Annotated in this window: 21 protein-coding genes; 10 read left to right on the top strand and 11 right to left on the bottom strand. The window is 71.1% G+C overall.

What is annotated here, in order from left to right; all coding sequences use genetic code 11:
* Positions 1-26: 26 nt before the first annotated feature.
* Positions 27-2,123: a VMAP-C domain-containing protein gene (locus OHA73_RS28505; protein ID WP_327656457.1), complete on the bottom strand. Its 2,097-nt coding sequence runs from the start codon at positions 2,121-2,123 to the stop codon at positions 27-29.
* Positions 2,120-2,557 carry a CU044_2847 family protein gene (locus tag OHA73_RS28500; RefSeq protein WP_266714000.1) on the bottom strand — a complete coding sequence of 146 codons (438 nt, stop codon included), beginning with the start codon at positions 2,555-2,557 and terminating at the stop codon, positions 2,120-2,122. The genes OHA73_RS28505 and OHA73_RS28500 overlap by 4 nt, the downstream gene beginning before the upstream one ends.
* 177 nt (positions 2,558-2,734) lie before the next feature.
* Here OHA73_RS28500 and OHA73_RS28495 point away from each other — a divergent pair, with 177 nt between their 5' ends.
* Positions 2,735-2,923 (top strand): DUF6104 family protein, encoded by a 189-nt coding sequence (locus OHA73_RS28495; protein ID WP_266713998.1) that lies wholly within the window; start codon positions 2,735-2,737, stop codon positions 2,921-2,923.
* A gap of 11 nt (positions 2,924-2,934) precedes the next feature.
* Here OHA73_RS28495 and OHA73_RS28490 read toward each other — a convergent pair whose 3' ends face one another.
* The gene (locus OHA73_RS28490; protein ID WP_266713996.1) at positions 2,935-3,774 is read right to left on the bottom strand and encodes a hypothetical protein; all 840 of its coding nucleotides are present in this window, start codon (positions 3,772-3,774) and stop codon (positions 2,935-2,937) included.
* A 169-nt stretch (positions 3,775-3,943) separates the two neighbouring features.
* Between OHA73_RS28490 and OHA73_RS28485 the strand changes: the two genes are divergently transcribed.
* Positions 3,944-4,855, top strand: coding sequence for a DUF4097 family beta strand repeat-containing protein (locus OHA73_RS28485; RefSeq protein ID WP_327656456.1), 912 nt, complete (start codon positions 3,944-3,946; stop codon positions 4,853-4,855).
* Position 4,856: 1 nt separating this feature from the next.
* Entirely contained in the window at positions 4,857-5,846 is a 990-nt protein-coding gene (locus tag OHA73_RS28480; RefSeq protein WP_327656455.1) for a PadR family transcriptional regulator, read from the top strand.
* A 7-nt stretch (positions 5,847-5,853) separates the two neighbouring features.
* On the opposite strand, the gene OHA73_RS28475 is transcribed toward OHA73_RS28480, so the two are convergent.
* From OHA73_RS28475 to OHA73_RS28460, 4 genes are all read right to left on the bottom strand, one after another.
* Positions 5,854-6,411, bottom strand: a complete 558-nt coding sequence (locus OHA73_RS28475; protein WP_266713990.1) for a Clp protease N-terminal domain-containing protein — start codon at positions 6,409-6,411, stop codon at positions 5,854-5,856.
* A gap of 3 nt (positions 6,412-6,414) precedes the next feature.
* Positions 6,415-6,624: a helix-turn-helix domain-containing protein gene (locus OHA73_RS28470; protein ID WP_267069270.1), complete on the bottom strand. Its 210-nt coding sequence runs from the start codon at positions 6,622-6,624 to the stop codon at positions 6,415-6,417.
* 106 nt (positions 6,625-6,730) lie between these two features.
* Positions 6,731-7,693 (bottom strand): zinc-binding dehydrogenase, encoded by a 963-nt coding sequence (locus OHA73_RS28465; protein ID WP_266713986.1) that lies wholly within the window; start codon positions 7,691-7,693, stop codon positions 6,731-6,733.
* A gap of 177 nt (positions 7,694-7,870) precedes the next feature.
* Entirely contained in the window at positions 7,871-9,085 is a 1,215-nt protein-coding gene (locus OHA73_RS28460; protein WP_266713984.1) for an NAD(P)-dependent malic enzyme, read from the bottom strand.
* 564 nt (positions 9,086-9,649) lie between these two features.
* On the opposite strand from OHA73_RS28460, the gene OHA73_RS28455 reads away from it, so the two are divergent.
* The 3 genes from OHA73_RS28455 (at position 9,650) to OHA73_RS28445 (ending at position 12,389) form a co-directional block, all read left to right on the top strand.
* Positions 9,650-10,609: an ABC transporter substrate-binding protein gene (locus OHA73_RS28455; protein ID WP_266713982.1), complete on the top strand. Its 960-nt coding sequence runs from the start codon at positions 9,650-9,652 to the stop codon at positions 10,607-10,609.
* 71 nt (positions 10,610-10,680) lie between these two features.
* Positions 10,681-11,628: an amino acid ABC transporter permease gene (locus OHA73_RS28450; protein WP_267069274.1), complete on the top strand. Its 948-nt coding sequence runs from the start codon at positions 10,681-10,683 to the stop codon at positions 11,626-11,628.
* A gap of 8 nt (positions 11,629-11,636) precedes the next feature.
* Positions 11,637-12,389: an amino acid ABC transporter ATP-binding protein gene (locus tag OHA73_RS28445; protein WP_327658539.1), complete on the top strand. Its 753-nt coding sequence runs from the start codon at positions 11,637-11,639 to the stop codon at positions 12,387-12,389.
* Positions 12,390-12,529: 140 nt separating this feature from the next.
* Here OHA73_RS28445 and OHA73_RS28440 read toward each other — a convergent pair whose 3' ends face one another.
* Complete coding sequence (locus tag OHA73_RS28440; RefSeq protein ID WP_327656454.1) at positions 12,530-13,300, bottom strand: class I SAM-dependent methyltransferase; 771 nt, start codon at positions 13,298-13,300, stop codon at positions 12,530-12,532.
* 95 nt (positions 13,301-13,395) lie between these two features.
* Between OHA73_RS28440 and OHA73_RS28435 the strand changes: the two genes are divergently transcribed.
* Complete coding sequence (locus tag OHA73_RS28435; RefSeq protein WP_327656453.1) at positions 13,396-14,034, top strand: CGNR zinc finger domain-containing protein; 639 nt, start codon at positions 13,396-13,398, stop codon at positions 14,032-14,034.
* Here OHA73_RS28435 and sodX read toward each other — a convergent pair.
* Positions 13,929-14,381 carry a nickel-type superoxide dismutase maturation protease gene (sodX, locus tag OHA73_RS28430; protein ID WP_266713974.1) on the bottom strand — a complete coding sequence of 151 codons (453 nt, stop codon included), beginning with the start codon at positions 14,379-14,381 and terminating at the stop codon, positions 13,929-13,931. The two genes, OHA73_RS28435 and sodX, sit on opposite strands and share 106 nt — an antisense overlap.
* Before the next feature lie 191 nt (positions 14,382-14,572).
* Here sodX and sodN point away from each other — a divergent pair, with 191 nt between their 5' ends.
* From sodN to OHA73_RS28415, 3 genes are all read left to right on the top strand, one after another.
* A complete protein-coding gene (gene sodN, locus OHA73_RS28425) occupies positions 14,573-14,968 on the top strand; it encodes a superoxide dismutase, Ni (RefSeq protein WP_266713972.1) in 396 nt (131 codons plus the stop codon).
* A 170-nt stretch (positions 14,969-15,138) separates the two neighbouring features.
* Complete coding sequence (locus OHA73_RS28420; RefSeq protein WP_266713970.1) at positions 15,139-15,963, top strand: hypothetical protein; 825 nt, start codon at positions 15,139-15,141, stop codon at positions 15,961-15,963.
* 46 nt (positions 15,964-16,009) lie between these two features.
* Positions 16,010-16,894 (top strand): NAD(P)-dependent oxidoreductase, encoded by an 885-nt coding sequence (locus OHA73_RS28415; protein WP_327656452.1) that lies wholly within the window; start codon positions 16,010-16,012, stop codon positions 16,892-16,894.
* 55 nt (positions 16,895-16,949) lie between these two features.
* On the opposite strand, the gene OHA73_RS28410 is transcribed toward OHA73_RS28415, so the two are convergent.
* Together OHA73_RS28410 and OHA73_RS28405 are read right to left on the bottom strand one after the other, a co-directional pair.
* Positions 16,950-17,549: a GNAT family N-acetyltransferase gene (locus OHA73_RS28410; RefSeq protein WP_327656451.1), complete on the bottom strand. Its 600-nt coding sequence runs from the start codon at positions 17,547-17,549 to the stop codon at positions 16,950-16,952.
* Positions 17,550-17,710: 161 nt separating this feature from the next.
* A complete protein-coding gene (locus OHA73_RS28405; RefSeq protein ID WP_443063137.1) occupies positions 17,711-18,814 on the bottom strand; it encodes a family 2 encapsulin nanocompartment cargo protein polyprenyl transferase in 1,104 nt (367 codons plus the stop codon).
* Between the last annotated feature and the right edge of the window lie 7 nt (positions 18,815-18,821).

The raw sequence follows: 18,821 nt of genomic DNA, 5'->3' as shown, positions 1-18,821 counted from the left end.
TCCGGCGGCGGTTCGACGCGGTCGCGTCACGGCGCCTCCAGAAGTTCCCAGGCGCTCGGGAGAGGCTGTTCCGGATCGTCGTAGAACAGGGCGATGCCGTCGGCCCAGTACGCCTCCGTGTGGCTCGCCAGGAGCTTTCTGCGCAACTCGTGGACGCGCTCCGGGAGATGCCGCGCCCCGCGCGCGTCGGCCACCGTGACGGCGGCGCCCCGGTGGAACTCGCCGCACACCGCCGCCGAGCGGGCCGGGCCGCGGCGCCACAGGGCGACACCGAAGCCACCCAGCAGCACCCGGGCCAGGGCCTCGGTGTCGTCCTCGTAGCGATGCTCTCCATAGCGACACATCACCGGTACGGATCCGGGCGACAGATTGCGCAACTCGAAGTGCTCCGGCACCGGCCTGGGCACCCCGTCGTCGCAGTCGAGGATCTCGGCCCTGGCGCCGTGCGCGTGCAGCCAGCGCCAGCGGTCCGCGCGGTCCGCGTCCGACTCGGGCGGGGCCGGGGCGAAGTCCTCGAACCCCGGCTCGCCCGGCAGCCGGTCCCGGTCGCCGCAGCGCAGCACGACGGGGCCGCGCACGCCCAGCGGCGGCTCGTCCGGCCGCAGCCGCCAGCCGTCCACCGGCAGGTCGAGGCGGGTGTGCGGGAGCACCACCTGGAGGATCGCCGGCCAACCCGGCTCGTCGCACTGCCGGAAGGCCTCCGCCAGGGGCGCGGCGAGCCGCTCCGGGAGGGCGTCGGTCGGGGTGCGCTCCTCCTGCCGCACGCAGTCGCGCGCGCCGCCCGGCCGGGTCACGTACACCTGCCAGTCCCAGTGGTCCCGTTCCCAGCCACGCTCGACGAGTTCGAGCAGCGCGGCGGGCCGGGCGGCCCGGTCCGGGGCGGGCTCGGGCGCCGCGCCTGGTGGTCTGCGCTGCTTCAGGCGCTCGACGCGCTGCTTCTCGATGCGCCGTCTGCGCGCGCCGTCGAGCCTGCCCTCTCCGGCCTGCCGCACCCACTCCCACAGGGCCGCCTCGGCGCTCGCCGTGCCCGGCGTGACGAACGGGCGCTCGGCCGACAGGACCCGCATCGCGTAGTCGAGCACGAGCCCGCGCACGCCCTCGTCGTGCGCGCCTTCGTAGAGGGCCCCGAGCCCGTCCCTCCAGCCACGCGGCGAAGGCAGCGGGGCGCTCCCCTCGAACTCCGGGAGCGACTCCATGATGTCGAGCAGACCGCGGGTGCTGACCGGGGGCGGCAGGTCGGCGAGCCGGCCGAGCAACTGGACGCGCTCGCCCGCGGTGAGCGTCCGCCCCGGCCGCGCGCCGAGCCGGCTCTGCACATCGGCCCAGGTGTTCCGGGCGGGCTGCGACTGCCGCTGGCGGTCCCGGTGGTAGCGGTCGTGGGCGTGGCAGACCGACTGGTAGAGGTCGTCGTGCTCGGCCCGCACCGCCTGCCCCGGCACCGCCGCGGGCAGCGTGCGCAGCTGCTCGATCCCGATGGACGTGCCGCCCCGCCCGTGGTCCGCCCGCGACTTCAGTACGCCGATGACCTCGCCGCGCACCGGGTCGACGACGGGGCCTCCCGAGATCCCGTACGGCAGGTCGTTGTCCCCGAGGCGCAGCTGCACGCCGGACGACCAGTCGCCGATGGTGCCCTTGACGGCGATCGGCCCGTCGAGGCGGCACACCTGTCCGTCCAGCACGGTCCAGCCCGCGTAGAAGACCTCCCCCTCGCTGTAGTACGAGGCGGGGCGCTCGGCTACGTAGACGCACTCATGGTCGACGGGTTCGCGCAGCCGCACGAGGGCGAGGTCGGGGGCGGGCCACTTGCCGGGCACCGCTTGTTCGACACCCTCGGGGAGCGTGGCGACGACGTCCCCCGGTACGTGGGTCGTGCCGCGGCCAGGGCCGCTCTCGTAGGCCACCGTCAGCTCGCCCCCTTCCCCGCCGCGTGCCACATGTGCGCAGGTCAACACCCAGTTCGGGGCGATGAAGAAGCCGCTCCCGACGAAGCTTTTGGGTTCGTCGGCTGCATACCCGGACCCTGTGCGATGAATGCGCACGGTGGCCGCCATGACGAGTTCACGCAGTGCAAGGAGGGCCGCATCCCGCTTGCCCGATGCGCCCCCGTCGCGCTCAGGTGTCATGCCCCGGCCCCGGCGACGGTCGGATCGGCTCCCCCGTGCGCCGGGGCGCCGGGGTACGCGCCGGGGTCCGGATTCTCCAGGTCCGGCGGCCCTTCGTTCCAGGTCAGCGTGACCTTGATACCCGCCTTCGCCTCACCGTCCGCGAGCAGCCCGACGACCTTGCCCGCCTTGGCCGTCAGCTCGACGCCGAATTCGACGCTCACCTCGTCGGGGCGCACGGCACGCAGCGGCCGTGCGAGGGAGCGCGCGACCCCCGTCACGAGCGCGTGCAGACTCTCGACACTCGCCTCCACTCGGTCGGTGATTCCGGTGTCGGAGTACGACAACTCCCCTTCGGTCACACCCAGTTCATCGGTCGCACCGGATATCCGGGCCCACACCGGCGTCCCGTCCGGCAGCGCGATCCGCGCGACCCTGGTCACTTCCTGCCCCATACCGCTCCCCCGTTTCCCGTTCCCCGCGACCTCCCATGCGGGACAAGGGTCCTTCCCTGGATGAGCGGGAGCTACCCCTCGGGCGGGCTTCATGGTCGCCGGCCCCCATAGGCTTGGTGGGCAGTCACACCACGCCCGCGCGCCCGCGCGGGCCCCGCACGCAGGAGAAACAGCCCCATGTACTTCACGGACCGCGGCATCGAAGAGCTGGAGAAGCGGCGAGGCGAGGAGGAGGTCACCTTCGAGTGGCTCGCCGAGCAGCTGCGGACCTTCGTCGACCTCAACCCGGACTTCGAGGTCCCGGTGGAGCGACTCGCCACGTGGCTGGCGCGGCTCGACGACGAGGACGAGGACGACGACGAGTAGGCGCCAACCGGCTAACCGGCCCTACGTGCCGCGCGCATCCTGTCGTACGCGAACCCGAGCGCCCCGTGCAGCAGGAGAAGCGCCCCGGCGGTGGTCCAGCCGCCGCTGCGCCGCCGCAGGCCGTGCACGGTGAGCGGCAGCCCGGCCGCGAGCTGGGCGGCGACGATCAGCCGCGCCCTGGGTCCGCGCAGCCAGGGGCCGACGCTCGTGGCCTCCACGACATCGAGCTCGGCGTGCACGGCGTCGCGCCAGCCCGACCAGCTGATCTGCTGCGCGTCCGGCTGGATCCGCGCGACCTCGCGCAGCCGGTCGGCGGGTTCGCCGGGGGTCAGTCCTGCGGGGAGGGCGAGTCCGGTGCGGGTGAGCACCGCGAGCAGGCCCAGCATGCGGGCGCGCGCGTCGGCCGCACTGTCGCCGGTGTCGGGTTTCGCGAGGGCTTCGAGGGCCTGCAGGTCGAGTACGGGATCCAGGCCCAGGCGCGCCGCGAAGGTGCGCAGCGCCTCGGCCTCGCCGACCGGGGTGCCGTTCGCCAGCCACTCGTAACCGACGGGGCGGCGGAACCCGGAGGCCAGCGTGAACCCGCTGCGGTCGGCGTCCCACCACAGCGCGAGCACCGGCCAGGTCGCGCCGACGGCGAGCGCGCCCGCCCAGCCGCCGAGCACCCGGTCGACGGGTTCACCGCCGCCGTCCTCCATGGACAGCCACGGCTTCGCCTCGGGTACGAGGACGCTCCACTCACGTCCGGCGCGGGTGAGCAGCATCCGCTCGCGCAGCAGCTGGGCGGCGGGCCCGACGACGGACGGTTCGGCGCGGCAGAGCAGCAGCGCACCGGCGGGTTCGAGGGACGACATGACCCCACGCTAGGGCAAGTCGGTGCATTACCGCAGCAATTGGACGGCCTACCGGGCGTCGGGGCACGGACTTCCGCGACAGTCTTGACTTTCCCCAACCGCGATATATCGTGTTTGACAGAGAACGCGATATGGCGCGTTCACTCCCGGCCGTCGAGGAGGTCGCACCATGACCGAGTGGTCCGTCACGGAGCCGCAGAAGCTCGTCTTCGACGAGCCGGTGTCGGCCCTGCACGTACGCATCGTGAGTGGTGCGGTGAATGTGGTGGGGACGGCCGAGGGCCCGGCCCGTCTGGAGGTCTCGGAGATCGAGGGACCGCCCCTGCGCGTGACGCAGTCGGACGGCACCCTCACCGTCGCGTACGACGATCTGCCCTGGAAGGGCTTCCTCAAGTGGCTCGACCGCAAGGGCTGGAACCGCAGCGCGGTCGTCTCGCTCGCGGTGCCGGCGGACACGCGGGTCGAGGTCGGCGTGGTGGGCGCGGGCGCGGTGGTCTCGGGCACGGAGGGGCCCACGGAGGTGAAGGGCGTCACCGGAGACACGACACTCGTCGGTGTCACGGGCCCGGTGCGCACCAGCACGGTGTCCGGTGGCGTCGAGGCGCAGGCGGTCACCGGCGACCTCCGGTTCAACTCGGTCTCCGGGGACCTGACCGTCGTCGACGGCTCGGGCTCCTTCGTGAAGGCGGACACGGTGAGCGGGTCGATGATCGTGGACCTGGACCCCGCGGGGCCCACGGACGTGAGTCTGACGAGCGTCTCCGGCGAGATCGCCATCCGCATCCCGCACCCGGCGGACACGGAGGTCGAGGCGAACACGGCGAGCGGAGCGGTGTCGAACGCTTTTGAGGGCCTGCGGGTGGCGGGTTCCTGGGGCGCGCACAAGATCACCGGCCGCCTGGGCGCGGGCACCGGCAAACTGAAGGCGACGACGGTCTCCGGATCGATCGCCCTGCTGCGCAGGCCCCCATCGGAAGAGGCCCCGCACCCTCCGGAGCCCTCGGACGCCCCCGCGCCGGGGGACGCCGACCCCGCCGCCCCTGCCGACCCCGCTGCCCCCGCCGACAAGAAGGTGCTCTGACATGCCCCCCGTCTTCGCCCACGGCCGCCTGCGCCTCTACCTGCTGAAGCTGCTCGACGAGGCGCCGCGCCACGGGTACGAAGTGATCCGCCTGCTCGAAGAACGCTTCCAAGGGCTGTACGCGCCCTCGGCCGGCACGGTCTACCCTCGCCTCGCCAAGCTGGAGTCCGAGGGCCTGGTCACGCACACCACGGAGGGCGGCCGGAAGGTCTACGCGATCACCGAAGCGGGCCGTGCCGAGCTGGCGGACCGCAGCGGCGAGCTGGCCGACCTCGAGCTGGAGATCCGCGAGTCCGTGGCCGAGCTGGCGGCGGAGATCAGGGACGACGTGCGGGGAGCGGCGGGCGATCTGCGCCGCGAGGTGCGTGCCGCCGCGTCCCGGACCCGCACGGGACCGGGTGACTTCACCAACAAGGAGGCCTGGGACGCCACCAAGGAGGAGGTGCGGCGCGCCAAGCACGAGTGGAAGGAGCAGGCGCGGCGCGCGAAGGACGAGAGCCGCCGGGCCCGCGAGGAGGCCCAGCGGGCGCGCCGCCAGGCCAAGGAGTCGCAGGAGCAGGTGCGGGCGCAGGCGGCGGAGGACTTCCAGCGCATGGCCAAGCGCGTCCAGGAGCAGGTGCAGGTCCACTTCACGCGCGGCGACTGGCCGACGGGGGTGCGCGAGGGCCTCACGGAACTGGCCAAGGAATTCGGCGAGTTCGGCAAGTCCTGGAGCAAGGACGCCGGACCCACAACCCCGGCCGAGCCCCAGTACCGCCCGCCGAGCGACGAGGTGCCCACCGAGTACGTCCCGTCGTGGGCCACGGAGGACGCTTCCACCAGCGGCGACCCGGCCCGCGACCTGGACCGCCTCCTGGACCGCTTCCGTGACGACATCCGCGACGCGGCCCGCGACCACGGCGTCACGAACTCCCAACTCGGCGAGGCCCGCCGCCACTTGACGGAGGCGGCGACCCGCATCGGCGCGACCCTACGGACACCGAAGGCGTAGGCCCGGATCAGCCCGCCACCGCCTCCCCGCCCCCGTACAGCACCCGCTCGATCCCCGCCACGGTCACCCCGTGCTCCGCCAACACCTCGGAGGCGACACCCGGCCGGGTAGCAAGCGCGAGCAGCACGTGCTCGTCGCCGATCGCCCGGTCGTGGTGAGCGAGGGCGATACGCAGGGAGGACTCGAGCACCCCCTTCGCCTCACGGCTGAACGGCCGCCGCCCACCGACCCGCCGCCCACCGGTCAACACCCCCTCACCATGGGCCTGTTCAACCCGTGAGACGACCTCTTCCACATCGATCCCGATCCCCGCAAGCGCCTCCGCGTCGGCCCGCGAAAGCCCCGCCCTGCGCCGAACCCCCGCAAGCGCCCGCCCGATCGACGCACGCCGCTCCTCCGTATCCGCCCCGAGCGCCCCGAGCGCAAACGCGCCGCGCGTCCCACTCCCGTCGAGGAGCGCGAGCAACACGTGCCCCTCGTCGACGCGCTCCGCACGCTCCCGCTCGGCCTGGGCGACGGCCCCCTTCACCACGTCCCGCGCACCCTGGGTGAACCTCTCGAACATCGTTCATCGCCTCCCGTACTTCTTGTGCACGGCCTGCCGGCTGACCCCGAGTTCGGCCGCGATCTCCTGCCACGACCACCCCTGATTGCGCGCACTGCGCACCTGTACCGCTTCCAGCTGCTCAAGGAGCCGCCGCAACGCGGCGACCGCCCGCAGCCCGACCCGCGGATCGCGGGCCCCCGCCTGCTCGGCGAGATCCGTCGCATCAGTCATGTTGTCAATGTAAGTTGACGGGCATCAGGCGTCAACCGCAGTTGACAATCTGGACGCGAAAAGGGGCGCCCCGGCAGACCACCGGCACGCCCCTCCCAGCGCCGCGTCAGACGCTCAGCACAACCTTCCCGAACAGCTCGCCGCCGGCCATCTTCTGGAAGCCCTCACGAGCCCGGTCCAGCGGCAGCACCTCGTCGATCACCGGCCGGACACCCGTGGCGGCACAGAAGGACAGCAGGTCCTCCAGCTCGTCCTTGGACCCCATGGTGGAGCCGACCACCTTGAGTTCGAGGAAGAAGATCCGGTTCAGTTCCGCGGCGGGCGGGTTCGGCCCGCTCGTCGCGCCCGAGATGACCAGGGTCCCGCCCGGCTTCAGGGACTTGACGGAGTGCGACCAGGTGGCGGCGCCCACCGTCTCGATCACGGCGTCCACCCGTTGCGACAGCCGCGCGCCCGTCTCCACGGCCTCCTCGGCACCGAGCTCCAGGGCCCGCTTGCGCTTCGCCTCGTCACGGCTGGTCGCGAAGACCCGCAGCCCCGCCGCCTTGCCGAGCACGATCGCGGCCGTCGCGACCCCGCCGCCCGCACCCTGCACGAGGACCGAGTCACCGGGACGTACGCCCGCGTTGGTGAAGAGCATCCGGTACGCGGTGAGCCACGCGGTCGGCAGGCACGCGGCCTCCTCGAACGACAACTCGCGAGGCTTGCGCAGCACGTTCCACTCGGGCACGGTGACCTGCTCGGCGAAGGTGCCCTGGTACTTCTCGGTGAGGATCGAGCGCTTCTCGCGGGGCCCGACCCCGTATCCGGTCTGGCCGATGACGGAGTGCAGGACCACCTCGTTGCCCTCGCTGTCGATCCCGGCTGCGTCGCAGCCGAGGATCATCGGCAGGGACTCCTCCCCCAGGCCGACCCCGCGAAGCGACCACAGATCGTGGTGGTTGAGGGAGGCGGCCTTGACGTTCACGGTGGTCCAGCCGGGCCGGTTCTCGGGGGCGGGCCGCTCCCCCAACTCCAGGCCGTTCAGCGGCTGATCACGGTCGATTCGGGCTGCGTAGGCGGCGAACATGACCTTGACGATAGGCGCCGTCCCCTGGCCGGGGAACCTCCGCCACCTGTGACACACGTCCCGTAGCCGCCAACGCCACGCACACGGGAAAGGCCCCGCCAGAGGCGGGGCCTTCACCAAACGAGCCGAGCGAGCCAAGCAAGGCGAACGAGCCAAGCAAGCCGAGCGAGCCGAGAACTACCGGCGCGCCACACCCTCCGCCCGAGCCGCAGCGGCAACCGCCGCCGTAACGGCCGGCGCCACCCGCTCGTCGAACGGCGACGGGATCACGTACTCGGCGGACAGCTCGTCACCGACCACCGCGGCCAGCGCCTCGGCGGCGGCGATCTTCATCGTCTCGGTGATCCGGGAGGCCCGGACCTGGAGCGCGCCGGCGAAGATGCCGGGGAACGCGAGCACGTTGTTGATCTGGTTCGGGAAGTCCGAACGCCCGGTCGCCACGACAGCCGCGTACTTGTGCGCGACGTCGGGGTGCACCTCGGGGTTCGGGTTGGCCATCGCGAACACGAAGGAACCCGGCGCCATGGAGGCGACCGCGGGCTCGGGGACCGTACCGCCGGAGACACCGATGTAGACGTCGGCGCCCGCGAGGGCGTCCTCGAGGGAGCCGGACAGGCCCGCCTTGTTGGTGATCTCGGCAAGCTCGCGCTTGACCGGCGTGAGGTCCTCGCGGTCCCGGCTGACGATGCCCTTGCGGTCCGTGACCGCCACGTCGCCGAGGCCCGCCTCAAGAAGGAACTTCGCGATCGCGACGCCCGCAGCACCGGCGCCGGAGATCACGGCACGCAGCTCGCCGAGCGTCCGCCCGCTGAGCCGGGCCGCGTTCTTCAGGGCGGCCAGCGTCACGACGGCCGTGCCGTGCTGGTCGTCGTGGAAGACCGGGATGTCGAGGCGCTCCTGGAGCTTCTTCTCGATCTCGAAGCAGCGCGGGGCCGAGATGTCCTCGAGGTTCACGCCGCCGAAGGACGGGGCGAGGCGCACGACGGTGTCGACGATCTCGTCCACGTCGTTCGTCGAGAGCGCGAGCGGCACCGCGTCCACGCCACCGAACTGCTTGAAGAGAATGGCCTTGCCCTCCATCACCGGGAGGGAGGCCTCGGGACCGATGTCACCGAGTCCGAGAACGGCCGAACCGTCCGTCACGACGGCCACGACGCTCGACTTCCACGTGTAGTCGTGGACGAGCTCCGGCTGCTCGGCGATCGCGCTGCACACCTTCGCGACGCCGGGCGTGTACGCCAGGGACAGGTCGTCCTTGTCGCGGACCGGCACGGTGGCCTGCACGGCCATCTTGCCGCCACGGTGCAGCGCGAAAGCCGGATCGAAGGGCTCGTCGGAGCCCTCGTTGCCGGTACTCGCGTCGCTGCGAGGGTTGACGATCTCCGCTGCCACTTTTCTGACCCCTTAAGTCATGTTGCACAGGTTGAGGGTGGTTCCGTCCCTGATTGAGGGACGGGCGGGCACCGCGCACGCGCCGGACGGTCCTGTTGTGGGCCGCCCTGTGGGCACCTGCGCGACGGACGCGCCGCACGCGCGCCCTGAGCCCCGGATGAGGGGTGTAAGGATCCTTCTTACCTGACGGGCGGTGTCCGGGACGAGCCCGCCCGTGATCGATCACGCCCCGGTGACATGACTCATAGCCGAATATATGGACAAGTCCACAAGTCGATCGCACAAAACGAGGGAAGTCCGCCCGAATGGTGAGACAGCGGGCGGTCCGCCGGAGGATCTCCGGTCGTGGGGCGGAAGTTCCGCAGATGCTGTACCCCCCATGCACCCTGAAACCGGGGGTCGTTGGCACTCTTCGGGCACCCGTTACCCGATTTTGACATGCCTGACCTCCTGAATCGGCAAGTCCGAATGGCAAGATGCCTCATCACACGAGGTCGCGACACCCGAAGGCGTGTGCCAAGGCGACCAGCACGGCAACTCCCACACCCGCCGGAGGAACCAACAATGACCGCAAGCACCACCCAGCGCACGACCGCGAAGTCCGCGAAGTCCCGGATAGCCGCGGTCGGCGCGATCGCGGTCGCCGGCACTCTGCTGCTGACCGGCTGCGGAGACCAGACCAAGTCCGACGACAGCACCAAGTCCGGGTCCACGTCCGCGCCGCTCGCGGACAAGCTGCCGAAGGAGATCCGCGACAAGGGCGTCATCCGGGTCGGCTCCGACATCGCGTACGCGCCCGTCGAGTTCAAGGACAAGGCCGGCAAGGCGATCGGCATCGACCCCGACCTCGCGAAGGCGATGGGCAAGCAGCTCGGCGTGACGTTCCAGTTCCAGAACGCCACGTTCGACACCCTGGTCACGGGCCTGAAGTCGAACCGCTACGACATCGCCATGTCGGCCATGACCGACACCAAGGACCGTCAGAACGGCGTCGACTCCGACACCGGCAAGAAGGTCGGCGACGGCGTCGACTTCGTCGACTACTTCAACGCGGGCGTCTCGATCTACACACCGAAGGGCAAGACCCAGGGCATCAAGACCTGGGACGACCTCTGCGGCAAGAAGATCGTCGTGCAGCGCGGCACGGTCTCCCACGACCTCGCCAAGTCGCAGGCCAAGAAGTGCAAGAGCGGCAAGAAGCTCGGCATCCAGTCCTTCGACGACGACCAGCAGGCGCAGACCCGTCTGCGCTCCGGCGGCGCGGACGCCGGCTCCTCCGACTTCCCGGTCGCCGCGTACGCGGTCAAGACCGCGGGCGGTGGCAAGGACTTCCAGCTCGTCGGCGACCAGGTCGAGGCCGCCCCGTACGGCGTCGCGGTCTCCAAGGACCAGAAGCAGCTGCGCGACGCCATCAAGGCCGCGCTGGACGCGATCATCAAGAGCGGCGAGTACGACAAGGTCATCGCCAAGTGGGGCGTCGAGGCGGGTGCCGTGAAGTCGGCGACCCTCAACGGCGGCAAGTGACCGCGCGTTCCACGTCATTGACCGCGCGGCTCACGTCATGGACGTCCGCGACGTCGTGAAAGGCAACATCCGTGTCTGTTGACATAGACAAGACGGGCGGCGGCCCCCAGGACACGCCGCCGCCCGCGGCCCCGCCGGCAGCCATCAAGGCGATCCCGGTGCGGCACTACGGGCGGTATCTCTCGGCGTTCATCGCCATCGCCCTGCTGGCCCTGATCGTGTACGCCTTCGGCCAGGGCAAGATCAACTGGGGCGCCATCCCGGACTATTTCTTCGACGACCGGATCGTCACCGGCGCCCTGAAGACGCTGCTCCTCACCGTCCTCGCGATGGTGATCGGCATCGTCGGCGGTATCGTGCTCGCCGTCATGCGCCTGTCGAAGAACCCGGTGACCAGCTCCATCTCCTGGTTCTACATCTGGTTCTTCCGCGGCACCCCGGTCCTGGTCCAGCTGTTCATCTGGTTCAACCTGGGCCTCGTCTTCGAGTACATCAACCTCGGGCCGATCTACAAGGACTACTGGTCGTCCTTCATGACGCCGTTCCTGACGGCGCTGCTCGGCTTCGGCCTCAACGAGGCCGCGTACATGGCGGAGATCTGCCGCGCCGGCCTGCAGTCGGTCGACGAGGGCCAGACCGAGGCCTCGCACGCGCTCGGCATGAGCCACGGCAAGACGCTGCGCCGCGTGATCATCCCGCAGGCGATGCGCGTGATCGTGCCGCCCACGGGCAACGAAGTCATCAACATGCTGAAGACGACGTCCCTGGTGTCGATGGTGCAGTTCGTCGAACTGTTCCGGGCCGCCCAGGACATCGGCCAGCAGTCCGGTTCGCCGGTGGAGATGTACTTCCTCGCCGCCGCCTGGTACCTGATCATGACGTCGATCCTCAGCGTCGGCCAGTACTACATCGAGCGGTACTACGCCCGCGGCACCAGCCGCCAACTGGCGTCCACGCCCTGGCAGAAGGTGCGCGGAACGCTGATCTCCCTGGGCCGTCCGAACGGAGGCATGGCATGAGTGAGGCCATGGTCAAGGCCGAACAGGTCCACAAGTCCTTCGGTCACGTAGAGGTCCTCAAGGGCATCGACCTGGAGGTCAAGCAGGGCGAGGTCTTCTGCCTCATCGGCCCCTCCGGCTCCGGCAAGTCGACGTTCCTGCGCTGCATCAACCACCTGGAGAAGGTCAACGCCGGGCGGCTCTACGTCGACGGGCACCTGGTCGGCTACCGGCAGCAGGGCGACAAGCTGCACGAACTGCGGGACCGGGAAGTCGCGCAGCAGCGCCGGGACATCGGCATGGTGTTCCAGCGCTTCAACCTCTTCCCGCACATGACGGCCGTAGAGAACGTCATGGAGGCGCCGGTCCAGGTCAAGAAGCAGTCGAGGTCCCAGGCCCGTACGCGGGCCAAGGAACTGCTCGAGCGGGTCGGCCTCGCCGACAAGGCCGACAGCTACCCCTCGCAGCTCTCCGGCGGCCAGCAGCAGCGCGTGGCGATCGCCCGCGCGTTGGCGATGGACCCGAAGCTGATGCTCTTCGACGAGCCGACGTCCGCGCTCGACCCGGAGCTGGTCGGCGAGGTCCTCGACGTCATGCGCGACCTCGCCGAGTCCGGCATGACGATGATCGTCGTCACCCACGAGATGGGCTTCGCCCGCGAGGTCGGCGACAGCCTCGTCTTCATGGACGACGGCGTGGTGGTCGAAGCCGGCGACCCCCGCGAGGTCCTCACCAACCCCCAACAGGAACGCACCCAGTCCTTCCTGTCGAAGGTCCTGTAGGCATTTAGAGCCCCTGCGGCGATTGAGCAGGCCTTTCGGCGGCGGGTGAGCCATTCAAGCCCCTGCGGCGATTGAGCAGCGGGGTCCGGGGCAGAGCCCCGAGACCTCAACGCCGTCGCCGCGGGGGCTTACTCACACCCTCACCGAACGGCCAGGACCACCGCGTCGGACGGCGAACACCACACGGCCCGCGCCTCCCCGAACCCACCCCCGCGCAGCGCCTCCGCATGCCAGGACACCGACGGCATGTCCCCATCCGCATGCTCCCCGTAGATCTCGAACCGCTCAGCCGTCGGCCCCGCCAACACCGGATCCGCCGCGGCAAGCCCCCACCACTCCGCCCAGTCCACCGCCCCACCGGCCTTGACGGCGTCCATCCGCGCATGCCGCAACCCCCGCTCCGCCGCATTGATCCTCGGCGTCGTCTGGTCGATCATGTGGTCCGCGTTCATGAACACGCCGCCGTCGCGGACGAGCCCGGCGACCTGACCGTAGAGCGTCGCGAGGGGTTCGGAGTGCAGCCAGTGCAGGGCGGTGGCGGTGAGCACCGCGTCGTACGAGTCGTACGGCAGCGCCTCGGTCCACCGCGGATCCTTGAGGTCGGCGGTCACGAACCGGACCCGCTCGTCCCCCTCGAACGTGCCCCGCGCGATGGCCAGCAGCGCCGGATCGAGGTCGACCCCCACACTGGTGGCACCGGGGAACCGGCTCAGCAGCCGGTCCGTGATGCTCCCCGTGCCGCACGCGAGGTCGAGCACCCGGGGCGTGGACCCGACAAACGCCTCGACCATGTCGAGCATCACCCGGAACCGCTCCTCGCGATCGGGCATGTACCACTCCTGTTGCCGGTCCCAGCTCTCCTGCCAGGCGCGCCAGTCGGTGGTACGAGTGTTGGCAGCGGTCTCGGCCATGAAGCCCTCCCCTGATCCCCTGTAATACCCTGACAGCGCGAGCAAGTATTACCCTCGCTCGACAAGACGATAGAGCGCCCCGGTAAGGACTACAAGTGGAACTGGCCTATTACTCGGACTACGCCGTGCGCCTCGTCAACACCGAGGAACCGAATCGCGGCAAGGACTCCCTGACGTCGGTGGACGCGGTGCGCGACCTCTTCGGCGCCAACAAGGAGGCGGCCCGCCGCGCCGCGGACGCCGACCTGACCCGCTTCAGGGGCGTACGAGGGCGGCTGCGCGCGGTGTTCGAGGCGGCCGACGGGGGCGACGAGGAACTCGCGGTGAACCTGCTGAACTCACTGCTCCTGGAGTTCCCGGTGAGCCCGCAGATCTCCGGCCACAACCATCGTGACGACGACGGCCGCCCGCTGTGGCACCTGCACCTGTCCGACCACCCGTCGAACGCGACGGCCGGCTACGCCGCCATCGCCGCGATGGGCCTCGCCTTCCACCTCACCGAGTACGGTGTCGACCGCCTCGGCCTGTGCGAGGCGACGCCCTGCCGCAACGCCTACCTGGACACGTCCACCAACCGCTCCCGGCGCTACTGCTCGGACCGCTGCGCGACCCGCGCCAACGTCGCCGCCTACCGGGCCCGCAAGCGCTTGGAGGCCGACCGCCCCGACCGGTCCGCCAGCACGGGACGTACCGCCGAGAAGACCCAGGACAGCACCGCCGTCACCGAGCGCTGACCCTCACCCTCGACCCACGGCCTGCGGCGCCGCAGCCTGCCGCGCACCTTCGCGAGCACCAGCTCGTCCGGCACGACCCCGTACACCGTGCTGTCGCCACCGGCGCCCGGATTGTCGCCGCGCACCCACCAGCCGCCCTCGCGCCGCTCGGCGATCCGCTTCACCACCAGCAGATCCTGCTGGAAGGGGTGGCGCAGGACGATCACATCGCCCGCCCGCACCCGCGCGCCGTGCTGCACCAGCATCCAGTCACCGGGGTACAGCGTCGGGACCATGGAAGGCCCCTCCACCTCGATGATCTGAAACGGCACCTTCGCCTCGCGCATCTCCTCGATCGCCTCGGGCATCAGAAAACCTCCCCGGTTCCCACCGCTGCTCCCGCCGGCCCGTAGGTCCGGTGCCCTTAGGGTCCCATCCTCCACCAGTCCCAGTCTCGCCCCGGACTTTTGTCCTAAGCCGCCGGGGGCACCCGAGAAAAGCCGTTCCCCACGGAGTAATGTCGCACCCGAGAAGACGATCACGAGGAAGGAACAGCTACATGCTTTCCCGCCTGTTCGCCCCCAAGGTGAAGGCCAGCGCTCACTGCGACCTCCCCTGCGGCGTGTACGACCCCGCCCAGGCCCGCATCGAGGCCGAGTCGGTCAAGGCCGTCCAGGAGAAGATGGCCGCCAACGACGACGCGCAGTTCCAGACGCGCGCCATCGGTATCAAGGAGCAGCGCGCCGAGCTCGCCAAGCACCACGTCTCGGTGCTCTGGAGCGACTACTTCAAGCCGCCGCACTTCGAGAAGTACCCGGAGCTGCACCAGCTGGTCAACGACACCCTCAAGGCCCTCTCGGCCGCCAAGGGCTCGTCGGACCCGGCCACGGGCCAGAAGGCTCTGGACTACATCGCCCAGATCGACAAGATCTTCTGGGAGACCAAGAAGGCCTGATCCAGGCCCTGTTCACATCGACGACCGGCGGGCGGTGCACCCCCGCGGGTCAGTGAACCTCTGAAGGGGCCCGGCCGAACGGCACTGCCGCTCGGCCGGGCCCCTTCGGCATCCCCCGAAGCGCCGCGCTCCCCCGGCGTCACCCCTTTGGCACCATCAGGAGTCCCTTCTTGTCCCCGCGCCGGCCCCGCGTCCTCTACGTCACCGATCTCGCGTATCCCGCACAGGGGCGCCGCTACTGCGACGAGGACATTTACCTCACCTCCCGGCTGCGCTCCGCGTTCGACCTCGCCCTGTGCCACCCCCTGGACGCGACCGCGCTCATGGACGGCTTCGACGCCGTCGTGGTCCGCAACAGCGGCCCGGTGCTCGGCTACCAGGAGGCGTACGACGCGTTCCGCGCGCGGGCCCTGGAGCGCGGCACGAACGTCTACAACCCGCTGACCGGGCGCGCCGACATGGCCGGCAAGCAGTACCTCCTGGACCTGACCACGGCCGGGTATCCGGTCATCCCGACGGCCGACCGGGCGGCGGACCTGGCCCTGCTGCCGAAGGCCGACACGTACATCGCGAAGCCGAAGCTGGGCGCGGACTCGATAGGCCTGCGCGTCGTACCCGCCGCCGAGCTCGCCGAACTCCCGTACGGGGACGGCCTGCTGGTGCAGCCGCGCATCGACTTCCAGTACGAGGTCTCGTTCTACTTCGTCGACGACCAGCTGCTTTACGCCCTGTACGCGCCCGATCCGGCGCGCCGCTGGGAGCTGCGCCCGTACGAACCGACCGCGGCGGACCGGGAGTTCGCCCGCACCTTCGTCGAGTGGAACACGCTCCCGCACGGCATCCAGCGCGTCGACGCCTGCCGCGCTCCGGACGGCGAGCTACTCCTCGTGGAGCTGGAGGACCTCAACCCGTACCTCTCGCTCGACCTGGTGGACGAGGCGACGCGGGAGTCGTTCGTGACCGCGATGGAGGCCTCGGTACGAGCTAGCGTCTGAGGTGGAGACACGCACGGAGGACACACCGCACCCAGGGAGTTCGCTCATGAGCAGCACCGCCCCGTCCGCCGCAGGCCCCGTCGTCGCCGTGCTCGGCACCGGCACGATCGGCGCGCCGATGGCCCGCAATCTGGCGCGCGCCGGGTTCACCGTGCGGGCCTGGAACCGGACCCGTACGAAGGCCGAGCCGCTGGCGGCCGACGGCGTGACGGTCGCGGACAGCCCGTCCGACGCGGCCCGGGACGCCGATGTCGTCGTGACCGTCCTGCCCGACGGTCCGCGCACCCTGGACGTCGTCCAGGAGGCCACACCGAAGCCCGGCACCGTCTGGGTGCAGTCCGGAACCGTGGGCGAGGGCATCGACGAGCTCGCCGAGTACGCGACCCGCGCCGGGCTCCTGCTGGTCGACGCGCCCGTCCTGGGCACCCGGCAACCCGCCGAGCAGGGCACGTTGACCGTGCTCGCGGCCGGCGCCGACACCACGCGCGCGAGCGCCCAGCCGCTCTTCGACGCCATCGGCTCCCGCACGCTGTGGGTCGGCGACGGCAGGCCGGGCGCGGCCAGCCGCCTCAAGCTCGCCCTCAACTCCTGGGTGCTCGCGCTGACCACGGGCGTCGGCGAGGCCCTCGCGCTGGCCCACGGGCTCGGCGTGGACGCGAACGACCTGGTGGCGGCCATCACCGGCGGCCCGCTGGACAGCGGGTACTTCCAGACCAAGTCCGCGGCCATCCGGGGCGACGACTACACCCCCAGCTTCTCCGTGGACAACGCGGCGAAGGACGCGGGCCTGGTGCTGGCCGCGGCCGAGCGCGCGGGCATCCGCGTGGACGCGGTGGCGGCCGCCCGCGACCGCTTCCAGCGCGCGTCCGAGCAGGGACACGGCGAGGAGGACATGGCCGCGACATACTTCGCGAGCTTCCCCGACGCCTGACCGATGTCCTGCTTACGGCGACCTGCTCACTCACTGCGGTCTGCTCACTGCGGCGTCAGCCGGCGTCGGGCTCCCGCCACATGGGCCAGACCGTCGGCCCGTCCGGCAGTTCGATCGCCGTGCCGGTGAAGACGAACCCGAGGCGCTCGTACAGCTCCCGGCTGCGCGGGTTGCTGGCCTCCAGGTAGGCGGGCAGCCCCTCGCGGTCGCAGCGCTCGAGCACCGGCGCCATCAGCGCGGTCCCCAGGCCCTGACCCTGCCGCTCGGGCGTGACGCCGATCATCCACAGGTAGGCGTGCGCCCGGCCCACGGGATGCGCCTGCGCCGTCCACCGGGCTATCTGCTCCACCCGTACGTTGTCGGGATCGACGGCCGCCCGCACCTGCGCGGGCACGTCCTCGTCGCCCTCGTCCTCCGGCTCGGCCGGCATGTCCATCCACAGCGCGACGGCCGAACCGTCCTCGGTGAGATCCACATATCCGTCCGCGAACGTCGCATCCGCGAACACCGCCATGAGCCCGGAGTGCCGCTCCCGGCGCTGCTGCTCACCGGGAAACACCCAGCCGCTGACCGGGTCGTCCATGAACGCCTCGTCGAGCAGCCGCACCACAAGATCCCGGTCCGCCTCCCCGGCCCGCCGAATTCCCACGCCCACGCACATCGCCCCTCACCCAACCCGCTTACCTTGCACGGCCGTTGGCACTCTAGACGATCACCTCCTGCGCCACCGCCGCGCCTTCCGCCACCACCCCACCCCGCTCCGTGAGGCCGCCTCCGGGGTGCCGTAAGCGATCACGGCACCCCGGTCGGCAGGCGTCAGTACCCGCGGCGCGTGACGAACTCCGCCAGGGACAGCAGGCCGTCCGCCGCCTCCGGCACCGGAACCGCCTGCGACAACCGGTCGACCGCGCGGGACATGTGGTCCGCGGCCTGGGTCTGCGCCCAGTCCCGGCCACCGGCCCGCTCCACTGCCAGCGCGATCGCCTCCAGTTCCGCCACTCCTTCCTTCTTCGGTCCCGGCGGCCCGTACAGCGCCGCCAGTTCGTCCGCCGCCGCACCGCCGGAGGCGAGCGCGGCGACCACGGGCAGGGACTTCTTGCGTACGGCCAGGTCCGCGCAGGCCGGCTTGCCGGTGCGGACCGGGTCGCCCCAGATCCCGATCACGTCGTCGATCAGCTGGAACGCCAGTCCTGCACAACGCCCGAACGCGTCGAGCGCCTCGACCTCCTCCTCGCCTGCCCCCGCGTACAGGCCGCCCACCGCGCAGGCGCAGCCGAGCAGCGCCCCGGTCTTGGCCTCCGCCATGGCCAGCGTCTCCGGCAGGGACACGTCCGCCGGGTCCCGCCCCTCCAGGGCGACGTCGACGGCCTGGCCCTCGCACAGCTCCACCACGCAGGCCGCGAGCCGGGCGGCCGCGGCCGTGGCCGCCGGGTGACCCTCCTCGGCGAGCAGGCGCTGCGCCTGGGCCTGTATCGCGTCGCCCGTGAGGATCGCGTCGGCGTCCCCGAACACGGTCCACGCGGTGGGCCGGTGCCTGCGCGTGGCGTCCCGGTCCATCACGTCGTCGTGCAGCAGCGTGAAGTTGTGGGTCAGCTCCACGGCGGCAGCCGCCCGCACCGCCCGCTCGGGCCGCCCGCCGAGGGCCCGCGCCGCCGCGAGCACGAGGGCGGGCCGCACGGCCTTCCCCGCGTTCCCCGTGGCGGGCGTGCCGTCGGCGTGCTCCCAACCGAAGTGGTAGCGGGCGACGCGACGCATCGACACCGGCAGGGCGTCCACCGCCCGCCGCAGCTCGGGGTCGACGGCGGTTCTGGCCTGCGCCAGGATCTCCGATGCCTCCTGCGCCTCGTACCCCTGTGCCGCGGCCGCCCCGGTCGCCTCTGCTGCCACGCGCGTCTGCTCTCTCACGGCCGGCTGTGTCATGGACTCA

Source organism: Streptomyces sp. NBC_00483 (genome assembly GCF_036013745.1).
In the GTDB taxonomy this organism is placed as follows: domain Bacteria; phylum Actinomycetota; class Actinomycetes; order Streptomycetales; family Streptomycetaceae; genus Streptomyces.
This window is presented reverse-complemented; position numbering and strand designations above follow the sequence as displayed.